This is a genomic window from Kitasatospora sp. NPDC052868, assembly GCF_044547105.1.
Taxonomy (GTDB): domain Bacteria; phylum Actinomycetota; class Actinomycetes; order Streptomycetales; family Streptomycetaceae; genus Kitasatospora.
The window spans coordinates 1-12,538 of the sequence record NZ_JBITZW010000003.1 but is presented as its reverse complement, the minus strand read 5'-3'; the positions used below and the strand labels follow the sequence as shown (position 1 = coordinate 12,538).

Sequence of the window (12,538 nt, the reverse complement as noted above, 5' to 3'; positions counted from 1 at the left end):
TGGCGGTGCGCCTCGGCGGAGAGGTGAGGAGGACGCCCGGCGCTGGATCATCGCGGCCAACCAGCCCAAAGCGCAGGCGAGTTACCGAAACTCAGCAGCCAGGCCGAGGGCATGCCGAAGAGGAGGCGCACTACCGGCCATTGCGTTCCGTGTCCCAACGGACACTGACCGCACGCAAGATGATGACCGGCAGGCCGGGCACTGGCAAGGGTTCTCGATTGGAAAAGTTTTCCTGTACGCCAAGTTGTATGGGCGCGGCCCGGCCAAGCCACTACGATCAATCCGACCGCTTGGGAGGTGACGATGCCTGGAGAGCCCAACCCTCGACGCCGGAGGCTGGGCGCCGAGGTGCGCCATCGCCGCGTCGAGCTCGGGTGGTCCCTGGAGACGCTGGCCAAGCAGCTCGGGTACGGCTCGGCAAGCACGGCCCACAAGATCGAGTCGGGCCACCAGAAGATCACCCTCCAGCAGCTCCCCCACTTCCTCGCGGTCCTCGGAGTCACCGAGACAGCCGCACAGGAGTTCTGGCGGGAACTGGTCGTGAGCGCAAACAGCGACGACTGGCACGAACGCTTCCCCGGCGACGCCGACGACCCCTTCGGCAGCTACGCCACCGACATCGAACTCGCCCGAGCCGCCTTCCTCTGGTCCCCGACCGCACCCCACGGCCTGCTCCAACACCCGCTCACCGAACGGGCGATCATCGAGGCGGACCTTGCGTGGAGCACCGCGGACGACGTCGAGAAGTTCGTCAACGTGCGCGCCGAGCTGCGCGAACGGGTCCTCTCCCGGCAGCCCCCGCCCGCGATCACCTCCGTCCTCACCGAAGGCCAGCTCCGGCAGGAGATCGGCGGGCGGGCCGGCGTGCACCGGCAGGCCGCGCACCTCGCCTACCTGGCGAGGAACGTTCCCGGCATCACGATCCTGGTGATCCCGTTCGCAGCTGGCGCGCACGCGGGGATAGACGGGCCGTTCATGCTGATGACGTTCCCGACGGGCCGCACCAGCATCACCATCGAGGGCAGGCGGGCAGCTCTCCAGATCCACGAGGCCGATGTCGTCGCCGAGTACAAGCGCGTGAGCGAGCACATGGTTGACGATGCCCTCTCCGCCGAGGACTCCCTGACCTTCCTAGATCAACTCGCTGAGGAATACGCATGACCCTGCACGTCGGCGGCAACGTCCGGCAGATCGACGCCGAACCCGAATGGCTCGCCCGACAGCTCACCCAGGCTGAGTGGCGGTCCGCCAGCACGGGCGGGTCGAACTGCGCCGAAGTCGCCCTACTGCCACGCGATATCACCGCTATGCGGGACTCGGTCAACCCTGGCCGACCGCCCTTGATCATGTCCGATGCAGGGTTCGGGCAGTTCACGGAGGCGGTCACCACGAACCTCTTCGACAGGCCCGCCCACCTTGACGTAGATCCGGTCACCGCGATCGGGAAGAACGCCCTCCCCAGCGACTGGCTGACGAGTCACCTCGGCTACTCCGACTGGCGATTCGCCGGCCCGGACAGCATCGGCGTGGCCTTCCTGCCCCATGGAGTGACGGCATTTCGTAATCCCCGCAGCAGGGATGACCAATTCTTGATCTTCGCGCAATCGGAGATCACCGACTTCTTCGCGGGCATCAGGGCGGGATTCTTCCGCCGCCAACGTGGCGGCAACGGCAGGGAGTGAGACCAACTGGTCTCATCAGCGCGTTCGGTAGTTGTCTCAAATCGCTCTGCTGCACTGGGAGTTCCCTCCTAGGCAACCATCCGCAGAGTGATCATGTGGATCGTCCAGGAACGTAGCAGCGGAGGGGGACCAGTGAGTCAGTGGCAAGACTTCACCACGGGCGAGCGAATCAAGATGCTCAGGGGAAAGGAAACCCAGGCTGACCTGGCCGAACGGTCCGGACTGTCGAAGCACACGATCCAGAAGGCCGAGCAGGACAAGAACGTGTCATTGCCGACCTTGCTTCGCCTCGCAGAGGCCCTGCACTCCGACGTGTCGGTGATTCTCGGACAGCAGGCGCCGCGGCGTGGGATGGGGCGCGACGATCGCTCCATGCTCCGGGAGCTTTCACGGACGGTCCACGACACGGCGGCGGGGGTGCTGGCCGACCCCGCAGAGGGGGCGGCCCCCGGACAGGCGGATCTCGCCGAGGCCGCCGACCGGATGTGGCGGGTCTACTGGCGGGGAGCGTACGCCGAGGCCGGCTCGCTGGTTGCCCCGTTCCTGCGCTCGGTGGCCCTGTTCGCCCAGGCCGCACCGACCGGTCAAGAAGCGGTTGCCAGCGGCTTACTGTCGGACGCCTACCGCGCGGCGGGCTTGATTGCCAACTTCCTCGGTGCAAGGGATCTGGCCTATGCCTCGGTCGGCCATGCTCTCCGGCACGCAGAGCTGGCGGCCGATCCGGTAAGGGTGTCGATGTTGGGGTCCGCGCGGGCGCGGGTGCTCCTGCGGGACGCGCGAGTCGAGCAGGCGTTGCGGGAGGCCGAGGCTGCCGCGGCCCGCGCTGAGCCGAGGTTCTCCGAGCAAGGCACCGGGTTGCTGGCCGCGTACGGGAAGAACATCATCTTCGCGGCCGTCGCGGCGTCCCGGCTCGGGGACGCCGACCGGTCGGCGGACCTGCTCTCGCAGGCACACGCGGTGGCCGCGCGGCTGGGTCGGGACGTCTTCGGGAACGGGATGCAATTCGGGCCGTCCTACGCCGGGGCCCAAGCCGTGGGCATCAACGTCACCCTCGGGAACACCGGCAAGGCGATCGACCTCTCCCGGCGGTTCGACCCCTCAGGGCTGACTCAGGCCGCGCACAGCAGGATGCAACTGGACATCGCGCTCGCACAGGCTGACGCGCGCCAGTGGGAGACGTCTCTGGATACGCTGCTGGAGGTCTGCTCGGCCCATCCGGAGTGGGCCAAGCACCAGGCCATCCCCGGGGTGATCATCCAGCGGGCCGGTCGCGCCGGGAACGCCCGGATTCGGAAGCTGTCTGAGATCCTAGGGACCTCGCCGACCATCCGGTGAGGCGCTGATCCGAATCCTCAGTCTGGGAGAGCCCGTTGTCCTACCGCGGCCTGATACTCGACTTCGCGGGCGTGATGACCACTCCGATCGGGCAGTCCTCGCGGGCGTGGTGCGCCAGCGAGGGCCTGCCGGCCGACACCTGGCGGCGCACGCTGGAAGACGATCCCGCAGGCCGAGCGCTGTACGTCGAGCTGGAGCTGGGCCGCATGGAGCAAGCCGAGTGGAACCGACGGACGGCGGCACTCATGGGCGTCTCCAGCGACAACCTGATGGGACGGGCCCACGGCGAGGTGCGGGCTGTGGCCGAGATGATGGAGCTGACGCGGCGTGCCCGCTCCGCCGGGATCGTCGTCGCCCTCCTGTCGAACTCCTACGGCTTCGCCCCGTACAACCCGTACGAGATGACGGGAGTCTGGGACCTGTTCGACGTGCGGGTCATCAGTGGGTTTGAAGGCGTGGCGAAGCCTTCCCCGGAGATCTACCAGCGAACGCTGGACCGGATGGGGCTGGCCGGCTCCGAGTGCGTGTTCGTGGACGACCACCGGCCGAACCTGGCGCCTGCCGAGGCGCTGGGCATCACGGCCGTGTTCGCCGACGGGCCCGGAACCGCCTCCAAGGTCGCCAGGCTGCTGGACCTCGATCCGGTTGAGCCGAACACGGCGGTCTGCCGCTGACGTTGCTGGGCGGCTGGAGCGCATGAAGTCGTACGGGCCATACGACTTCGCCCTCCAGCGATCTTCCGAAGTCGTACAGGCCGCAGGTTCACTCAGGGCGACTCTGCTGTGACAGTGGTGACATGCCCTCGGACGTACCTCGATCGCCGGGCCGTGTCCCCGTTGCGATCTACATTGCTTCACCGGGTGGAGACCCGGGCGCCGTACTGGAGACCCACTGTCGGCAGTTTGCCGAGTCCCGCGAGTGGGTGGTGTCCGCCGTCTTCACCGACAGGGGGCAGGTGCCGTTGGAAGACCGGGCGGGCTGGCTGGCGCTGCGCGATGCCCTCGGCGAGGGCATCGCGCAGGGCGTAGTGACGTGGACTCGTTCGATGGTGGCCGACAGCACCGAGGGGTGGGAGCGCCTTGCGGTGGGCGTCAGTGAGCTGGGCTGGTTCCTGGTAGCCGGAGCGCTCGACACCCCTGGCCACTCCCTGTACGGACGGACCCTGACAGAGCAGCTGCCCAACGGTCGCCGCCCGGGGACACGGCGCGCAACGGGCGCGGGCGCCCCGCGCCCGCAGTCGGGATGCGACCCCGGCCTGTGACCGACGCATCGGCGTCCAGCCGTTCCTTCTTCCACTCCGATATCCGGCCAAGGAGCAAACATGCAGCCCCACCCGCAGCCGCCTTTCCTCAGCGATCTGGTGACCGAGACCACCGGCGCCGTGGCGGCCATCCATGTCAGCCCCGAGGGCCTCGTTACGGGTACCTCGCCCGGAATCGCCCGTGACGAAGCGGACAGGTGGGCGGCCCTGATGGCGGCGCTGGGCTCCGTGAGCGGCAGGAGCGTCGGCATCGCCGGCGACCTCGCCTCTGGCGGATACCCGTGGGGCCACAGCGTGGTCGAGGACCGGTACGGCCAGACGCTCATTCTGGTGGGCGCTCCCGATCAGTCGATGCTCGCCGTCGTCGGCGCGAAGGACGCGGACCTGGGCGAGATCGTGGCTCGGATGATCAAACTGGCGGACCAGGGCCTGCCCGCGCCGGTCTCGGTTTGATCGTCACGTAGCCACAGGACGGCGGGAACTGCGCTGCCCGGACAGCTAACCCGAGCAGCGGTCATGCCCATCCTGTTTCTCCCAACGGCTTCGTGGCAGCCGAAGGCGGCCACTTTCCGAACTACACCTGAGAGGACAGCACCATGTGCCGGCACACCCCGCCGTGTCCGACGGCCGAAGCTCCCGACAGGGATGCCGCGCTGCTGGTCGCACACCACCCTGAGCAGGGCTGGAGTCTCCTGTGCAACCAGGTGTTGATCTTCGATGACACCGGTGAACTGCTGCCGGACGGAACGGTCGTCGCGCCGCGCCGGCCGCTTGCGACTCCGGCAGGAAGCCGCGCATGACCTACGCCGAGATCCCGGCACTGGGCTACCTGACGCGCGCCACATAGACGACCGCCCGGCGGCCCGGATGTTACCGGCCGAGTCGTCGGGCGGTTAATCACCCCGGCGCGGACGGTTGCCTCGTCCCTGACTCATGAGTCCTCGTGGTCCGTGCCAGTCCACCAACCCGCTCGACCATGCCCGGCGCAAACTCGCCGAAGAGGAGAACCAGCATGAACGACGTCCCCCCCACGGAACAGCAGCTGCGCGACACCATGGTCCAGAGGCTCATCGAGGTCGGGGCCGCCCGTGCCCCCCGAGTCGTCGCCGCGTTCCGTGCCGTCCCTCGGCACCTGGCCACCCCGGAAGTGGAGGCCGCCAAGACGTACGAGGTCGAGACCGCCACCATCACCAAGACCGACGAGAACGGCGTGGACATCAGCTCCGTGTCGGCGCCTCGGATTCAGGCGATGCAGATCGAGCAGGCCGACATCAAGCCGGGGATGACGGTGCTGGAGATCGGGTCCGGTGGCCCCAACGCCGCCTACCTCGCTGAGATGACCGGTGATGGCGGTCGGGTGATCACCATGGACATCGACGCAGATGTCACCGCTCGCGCGGAGCGATTCATCAAGAGCACGGGCTACGGGAACGTCACCGTGATCACCGGCGACGGTGAGCACGGGGCGCCCGAGCACGGCCCCTTCGATCGCATCGTGGTCACCGTGCAGTCCGCGGACATCGCGCCCGCTTGGATCGCGCAGCTCAAGGAGAGCGGCCGGCTCGTGGTGCCGCTGCGGATGCGCAGCATGACGCGCTCGGTCGCGTTCGTCCGCGACGGCGACCGGCTCGTCAGCGACGGGTTCGAGCAGTGCGGCTTCGTCCCGATGCGCGGCGTCGGCGAGAACCGGATGCGTCTCGCTGTCCTCCACGACGAGGAGGGCGCCGAGGTCGCGCTCCGTCTCGACGGGCACCCCGAGCCCGACATGGAGGCGCTGCGTGCCGCGCTTCGGTCACCTCGGATGGAGGCGTGGTCCGGCGTCACCGTCGGCGGCGAGGAGTCGATGGAGCACCTCGACCTCTGGCTGACGACCAACCTCGACAACCTGCCCCTCATGGCTGCCAAGATCGGGGCCAGGCAGCGCGGTGTCGTGGCCGTCGCGTCCCCCGTGGGAACGCCGACGCTCGTGGACGGCGACAGCTTCGCCTACCGCCGCTCGCGACCCACCGACCAGGAGGACCGCTACGAGCTTGGCGCCATCGGGCACGGGCCGAACGGCCAGAAGGTCGCGGAGCGCCTGGTCGAGGAGATCCAGGCGTGGAACGACGGCCACCGCGGCGACCGCGCGCACATCGAGGTCTTCCCGGCGGGCACGCCCGACGACCAGCTTCCCGCGGGCCGGGTCATCGACCGGCCGCACACGCGGGTCACGATCTCCTGGCCGTGACCCTCCGTCGCAGCCAGGTGGCTCCACCAGCACGTCCGCACAGTCCACTGATCCCTCTCCACCGAGGAGACGAACCATGGCACAGCAGAACACCAGGACCCTGCCGCAGACCGCGACGCCGTTCACGGCGGAGCCCGGGTCCGACTTCGATCTGAACATCGAGACCGTCTCGGCCCTGCCCGTGGTCGGCTCGCTGCTGAACGACACCGGCGACGGCTGCGGGCAGACCTGCCAGTCCGCGTGCTCGAACAGCACCTGCATCGGCTGACCCAGCACACGTAAGGCGTGGGCGGGCGCTCCTATGGGCCCGCCCACGCCGGGCACCACACCGGCGAAGGAGGAACGGCCATGTACCGAGTCGTTGACGCGAGCATGATTAGAGCATCGGCGTTTGCGCTGTCCGCGTCGCCGCCTGCCTGTCCCTCGGCCGTTGCCGATCCCGCCGTGGACGCGGACAACTGCCGACGGTGGATCGAGCTGGTCTGGAGCGACGCACTGCGCGCTGGCGCCGTCGAGCTCGCCGCGCCGGTGCTGGCCGCCACCGTCCGCAGGACCCTTCGCGGCGAGGAACGGACCTCTCGCATCCGCCGAGCCGCGCTCTCGCTCAACCGGTACCTCCTGCGGATGCAGTTCCGCGCGACTCCGTTCGGCACCTTCGCCGGCACCTCCACCGTGCGCTTCGGAGAGTCCAGCACCGTGCGCTGGGGCACGGACCACACCACCTTCGCCAGGGCCGACGCGATGTGGCTCCACACTGTGATCACCTCCCTGGAGCAGGACATGGACGTGCTGCGACACCTCCATGTCGTCGCCGATCCGACCTACACCGCTCGCGGCCGGCACATCGCGGTTCCCCACCAGCCCGGGGCGGAGGGGCCGACCGAAACCACCCTTCGCCGCACCCGGGCCGCAGAACTGGCGCTCTCGTCGGCGCAGTCGCCCGCACCCGTCGGCGAAGTCGTGGCCAAGCTCCACGCCGACTACCCCGACACTCCCGTGTACGTGATCGAGGACATGGTGCGCAGCCTGGTAACCCACAGGGTCCTCCTCACCAACCTTCACGCCCCGATGACCGTTGACGACGCCCTCGGTCACCTGGTGGCCCAGTTGGACGCGGCCCAGCGCGCCGGGGCCTCGGGCCCCGTGATTCAGGTGCAAGCGGAGGAACTGCGAGGCGTCCACCGCATGCTCCACCTGCACGACCGTGCTCACCCCGATGAGCAGCCCGGCCTCCGAAAGAGGGCGGTGGCCGCGATGAATCGCCTCAGCAGCGTCGGAGACGCGAACCTCGCGGTGAACCTGCGACCGGACTGCAACATCGTCCTCCCGCATCAGGTCGCCGAGGAGGCGAGCCGGGCCCTGGACGTTGTCGCCCGCATCACGCCTTACCCGAACGGCTCCCCGGCCTGGCGTGACTACCTCACCCGGTTTCTGGAGCGATACAGCATGGGCACGGTCGTCCCGGTCCGGGAACTCACCGACCCCGATACCGGCCTGGGCTTCCCCGTGAGCTACCGCGGCACCGTCCTGCCCCGGCCCGTCCTGGCAACGACCCCGCGCGACGAGCATCTCCTGGCCATGGCCCAGAACGCTGCTCTGACCTCCCGCCGGGAGATCGTCCTCACCGAGGACGACGTCGAGGCGCTTTCAGTCGGCACGCCGACTCAGGTCCCTGCACACGCTGAGTTCGTCTTCACCGTGCTGGCGGAGTCCCGGCAGGCCCTGGACGAAGGCCGCTTCACGCTCTCCACCGTCGGGCTCTCCCTCGCGGCCGGCATCACGACAGGACGGTTCCTGCCCATGCTCGAACGCGCGGACCTCGACCGGGCGGCCGCCGTGCACGCCGCTCTGCCCACGCTGACCGAAGGTGCCGTCCGCGGGCAGATCTCCGGCCCACCGCTCAAGGTCCCGGTCAACAACGTGAGCCGCTCGCCCGTCGTCGCGCCCGAGCTGGTAGCGGTGGGCGAGCACAACCCCGCTGCGACCCTGGACCTCGATGACCTCGGCGTCATCGCGGACTCCAACCGCTTCTACCTCCTGTCGATGTCCACCGGGCGCATCATCGAGCCGACGGTGATGAACGCCGTCGAGCTGTCGAGCGGCACCCACCCGATGATCCGGTTCGTCTGCGAGCTGGCCCGCTCGCACACCGCCGTCCTGATCCCGTTCTTCTGGGGTGCGGCCGGCCGACTGCCCTTCCTGCCCGAGGTCCGCGTGGGCCGCACCGTCCTCTCCGAGGCCCAGTGGCGCTTGCGGCTGCGCGACCTCGGTGACGGACATGATTGGCTGGAGCGCTTCATCAACTGGCGTTGCGTCTACGGGGTGCCGCGTACGGTCTTCCTCGGTGCCACCGACCAGCGACTACGCCTTGACCTTGACGAGCCGGTCCACCAAGAACTCCTTCGCGCCGAACTCCGACGGCAGGACACGGCCGTCCTGCGCGAAGCTCCCCAAGAACGGGCCTACGGCTGGATCGGACGCGCTCACGAGGTCGCCGTAACGCTCGCCTCCGACCAGCAGCCCACCCCCGCACCTGTCGTCCGCTCCTCCTCCGGCGAAGCCTCTGCCCGCGTGCCAGGAGCCTCGCACTGGGCTTACGTGAAGCTCTACGGCAGCGCGGCTCGTCTGCCCGAGGTGCTGACGGCACACCTGTCCCGCCTCCTGGATGAGGGATGGGACTCTCCCCCTGCGGCCTGGTTCATCCGCTACGCCGACCCTGACGCACACCTCCGCCTGCGGCTGCGCCTCCCGGAACCCGGAGCGTTCGGCCCCGCCGCGGATGCCGTCGCCCGCTGGGCGGCCGACCTCCGCCGAGAAGGTCTGATCCAGCGGGTGCAGTGGGACACCGATCACCCCGAGACCGGCCGCTACGGCACCGGCCCGGTGCTGGAGGCGGCTGAGGAATACTTCGTCGCCGACTCAGCGGCAGCCGTCAGGCAGCTGGCCTTGACGGTCCCGGCTGGAGTCCAGCCCGCTGTCACCGCCGCGTCCTTCGTGAACATCGCCACCACCTTCCTCGGCTCCCGCAAGGCCGGCTGCACCTGGTTCCTCCAGCACATTCTGCGCAGCGACGGGACGGCCGTCCCGCACGACCTGCAAGCCCTCGCGCTGCGACTTTCGGACCCGTCCGGACGAAACGGCCTCGCCTCCCTGGACGGCGGGGACGCGGTGATCGCCGCATGGGAAGCACGCGGTGAAGCCCTGGACCGCTACCGCCGGATGCTGGAGGGCAGCAGCCCGGAGAGCGTGCTGCCCTCACTTCTGCACATGCACCACAACCGCGTCGCCGGAATCGACAAGGCCGCAGAGGCGACCTGTCGTCGGATGGCCAGAGCCGCAGCCCTGGCCTGGACCCACCGCCCGGAAGGAGCCGTGGCATGACCACCACGCTGCCGGCCGCCGCAGACACCTTCCCCCGCCAGTCCCTCGCCCACGGTTCACTCGGAACCGCCTTGCTTCAGATCGAGCGGGCCCGGCGGGGCACTGGGGAGTGGCGAGACGTCCACCGCACCCTCGCCGGGATCGGCCCTCTGGCCGACGGCCCGGAAGCGAACCTGTTCCTCGGCGCCCCCGCGATGGCCTTCGTCTTGCACCTCGCCGCCGACGGCACCGACCGGTACGCGGGCGCCCTACACACCCTCGACGGCATCGTGGCCGAGCACACCCGCCAGCGGCTGTCCGCCGCACACGCCCGGATCAACGCCGGCCGCCGCCCCTCATTCGCGGAGTACGACCTGTTCCGCGGCCTGACCGGTATCGGGACCCTCCTGCTGCGGCGACAACCCCACGGCCCTGAGATGAAGGGCATCCTGGAGTACCTGGTCCGCCTGAGCGAGCCCCTCGCCGACGCGACACACGGGCACCTCCCCGGCTGGTGGGTCGGCCACGCTCCCGCCAGCGACAAGAACGCCACACCTGGCGGCCATGCAAACGCCGGGCTCGCGCACGGCATCACCGGTCCGCTCGCACTCCTCTCCCTGGCTCTGCGCGCGGGCGTCACCGTGGACGGACACGAAGCAGCCATCCGGCGCATCTGCCGGTGGCTCGACCAGGTCCAACAGACCGACGCTCACGGCCTTCGCTGGCCCCGATGGGTCAGCCACCTCGGTGCCGCTCCCGTCCATGCAGCAGCCCCCGGCTGGTGCTACGGAACACCCGGAATCGCTCGTGCGCAGCAGCTCGCTGCCATCGTTCTGCAGGACGCGGACCGCAAGCGGATGGTGGAGCGCGCCCTGTTGTACTGCCTCGCTGACCCTCACCAGATCGACCTGATCGCCGACCGCGGTCTCTGCCACGGCTTCGGGGGCGTCCTGCGGGCGGTCCAGCGCGTTGTGGAAGACGCCGACACCCCGGGCAACTACCGCCACCGGTTCAACTTCCTCATCGGGCGGTTCACGCTGGCTCCTGCCCCCGATGAAACCGGACTCCTGGTCGGCAAGGCGGGAGCCGCCCTCGCCTTCCAGGACGCCGAAGTCGACGCGACCCCCCGGGGGCAGTGGGACGCCTGCCTCTTGCTGACGTGAGGAGGCCAGCCGTGCACCGCACAGACCGTCTGGAGGACGCGGTCCTGGCCGTTCTCGGCGGGGCGTCCGTCGAGAACGCCGCCCGGACCGCCGACACGGAACCCGCGCTCTTGTCCGAGGCCGTCGAGCGGTACCAGAACGCCGGTCGGGCGGCGCTCGACGCCGAGCCGTCCGGCTGGCACCAAGCGAACATCCGCTTCACCGATTACCCGACGGGCCACCGGGTTTTCCGCGCCTACCTCCTGCCAGCCCTTCACGCCGGGCCAGTGGGGAACTGGTGGTTCGTCCGTAAGCACCCGCACTGGCGGTTGCGCTACCTCCCTGCCCCGGATACCGCCGTCGAGGACGCCGTATGCCACGTCGCCGAGGCGCTCGACAGCTCGGTCTCCTGGAACGTGACCGCAGAGTGGAGCCCCGCTCCGTACGAACCGGAGGTCACCGCCTTCGGCGGCCCGGACGGGATGGTCCTCGCGCACGAGCTGTTCCACGTCGACAGCGTCGGCGTGATCAACTACCAGGCAACGGCGGGTGACCAGCAGGAAGGGCTGGACGCCAAGGCAGTTTCCCTTCTGGCCATGACCATGATGATGCGCGCTGCGGGCCTGGAGTTCGGTGAGCAGGGCGACGTATGGGGACTGGTCGAAGCACGGCGTCCGCTCGCCGACGACGTCACCGCCGAGCAGGTCAGCGGAATGGTTGGGCCCATGCGCCGGCTCCTCCTTGCGGACGCTCAACCCCTCCTTGCATCCGAGACGCTCGCTCGCGTCCAGTCGTGGATCAGCGGCCTGGAGGCCAGCGGGCGGGCGCTGGAGCAAGCAGCGGCAGCCGGGCAACTCAGCCTCGGGGTGCGCGGAATCCTCGCGCGTCACGTCCTCTTCCACTGGAACCGGATGGGCTTCACGCTCCGCCAGCAATCCATCTGGTCCCGCGCAGCCCGAGAAGCAGTCCTTGGACGCTGAGCCGCGGGGCGCTCCCCCGTCGAGGCCCCATGGCGCTCTCCTCCCCAGTCATCTGATCAGAACGGACGGAACGGGATTCGCTGTGAACTATTCTCCGCAGCCGAAGCGATGGGTGAGCCTCGGACTGGTCTTCGGGGGTCACACCCCCAACTACATAGACGCTCAGTCGAAGGAACCGACGCTGCCGCGTGCACCTGCGCCGATCACCGATGAGGAGCACGAGTACGAGGAGCTGATGCGTGACGCCGGCTACGAGCCGGACGTGCCATACCCCGGCGCCCGCTCGATGCCGTGGCCGAGTACCTGCATCGACTGCGGAGCCTCTCGGAAGCCCACAGTTCAGGATGTCGAGCGAGGCGTGCAGTGCAAGCACGTCCGGCGTGGGGCAAGCACATGAGACGACCGCCCGCACGCCAAGGGCGACAGATGCCCGGCAACGCGGCCTTCGTCTCGACCTACTGATCGTTTCAGAATGACTTTCGAAGGCGCCGGAGGCAGATGATGCTGCAGGCGAGGTCGAGTAGTCCCTGGTGGAGATCGGCGCGTCGCTC

13 protein-coding genes are annotated in these 12,538 nt (G+C 69.1%); all 13 read left to right on the top strand.

Features of this window, described 5'->3' with window-relative positions; translation table 11 throughout:
- The first annotated feature begins 303 nt into the window (after positions 1-303).
- The 13 genes from ACIGZJ_RS06510 to ACIGZJ_RS06450 all read left to right on the top strand — a co-directional run bounded on the left by ACIGZJ_RS06510 (position 304) and on the right by ACIGZJ_RS06450 (position 12,384).
- On the top strand, positions 304-1,161 hold the full coding sequence (locus tag ACIGZJ_RS06510; protein WP_078963556.1) for a helix-turn-helix transcriptional regulator: 858 nt from the start codon (positions 304-306) through the stop codon (positions 1,159-1,161).
- Positions 1,158-1,682, top strand: coding sequence for a DUF397 domain-containing protein (locus ACIGZJ_RS06505; protein WP_053684442.1), 525 nt, complete (start codon positions 1,158-1,160; stop codon positions 1,680-1,682). The genes ACIGZJ_RS06510 and ACIGZJ_RS06505 overlap by 4 nt, the downstream gene beginning before the upstream one ends.
- A gap of 132 nt (positions 1,683-1,814) precedes the next feature.
- Positions 1,815-3,017, top strand: coding sequence for a helix-turn-helix transcriptional regulator (locus tag ACIGZJ_RS06500; RefSeq protein WP_053684440.1), 1,203 nt, complete (start codon positions 1,815-1,817; stop codon positions 3,015-3,017).
- A 35-nt stretch (positions 3,018-3,052) separates the two neighbouring features.
- Positions 3,053-3,691, top strand: a complete 639-nt coding sequence (locus ACIGZJ_RS06495; protein WP_234349692.1) for an HAD-IA family hydrolase — start codon at positions 3,053-3,055, stop codon at positions 3,689-3,691.
- Between the two features lie 248 nt (positions 3,692-3,939).
- Complete coding sequence (locus ACIGZJ_RS06490; protein ID WP_396456251.1) at positions 3,940-4,278, top strand: hypothetical protein; 339 nt, start codon at positions 3,940-3,942, stop codon at positions 4,276-4,278.
- A gap of 60 nt (positions 4,279-4,338) precedes the next feature.
- A complete protein-coding gene (locus ACIGZJ_RS06485; protein ID WP_053684436.1) occupies positions 4,339-4,731 on the top strand; it encodes a hypothetical protein in 393 nt (130 codons plus the stop codon).
- Between the two features lie 143 nt (positions 4,732-4,874).
- Complete coding sequence (locus tag ACIGZJ_RS06480; protein WP_078963554.1) at positions 4,875-5,078, top strand: DUF5999 family protein; 204 nt, start codon at positions 4,875-4,877, stop codon at positions 5,076-5,078.
- A gap of 212 nt (positions 5,079-5,290) precedes the next feature.
- Complete coding sequence (gene fxlM / locus ACIGZJ_RS06475; RefSeq protein ID WP_053684434.1) at positions 5,291-6,505, top strand: methyltransferase, FxLD system; 1,215 nt, start codon at positions 5,291-5,293, stop codon at positions 6,503-6,505.
- Positions 6,506-6,581: 76 nt separating this feature from the next.
- On the top strand, positions 6,582-6,773 hold the full coding sequence (locus tag ACIGZJ_RS06470; RefSeq protein WP_053684432.1) for an FxLD family lanthipeptide: 192 nt from the start codon (positions 6,582-6,584) through the stop codon (positions 6,771-6,773).
- An 80-nt stretch (positions 6,774-6,853) separates the two neighbouring features.
- A complete protein-coding gene (locus ACIGZJ_RS06465; protein WP_396456250.1) occupies positions 6,854-9,886 on the top strand; it encodes a lantibiotic dehydratase in 3,033 nt (1,010 codons plus the stop codon).
- Positions 9,883-11,028: a lanthionine synthetase C family protein gene (locus tag ACIGZJ_RS06460; RefSeq protein WP_053684430.1), complete on the top strand. Its 1,146-nt coding sequence runs from the start codon at positions 9,883-9,885 to the stop codon at positions 11,026-11,028. Before ACIGZJ_RS06465 ends, ACIGZJ_RS06460 begins: the two co-directional genes overlap by 4 nt.
- Positions 11,029-11,039: 11 nt before the next feature.
- Entirely contained in the window at positions 11,040-11,987 is a 948-nt protein-coding gene (locus tag ACIGZJ_RS06455) for a thiopeptide-type bacteriocin biosynthesis protein (protein ID WP_053684428.1), read from the top strand.
- A 112-nt stretch (positions 11,988-12,099) separates the two neighbouring features.
- Positions 12,100-12,384 (top strand): hypothetical protein, encoded by a 285-nt coding sequence (locus ACIGZJ_RS06450; RefSeq protein WP_396456249.1) that lies wholly within the window; start codon positions 12,100-12,102, stop codon positions 12,382-12,384.
- Positions 12,385-12,538 lie beyond the last annotated feature (154 nt).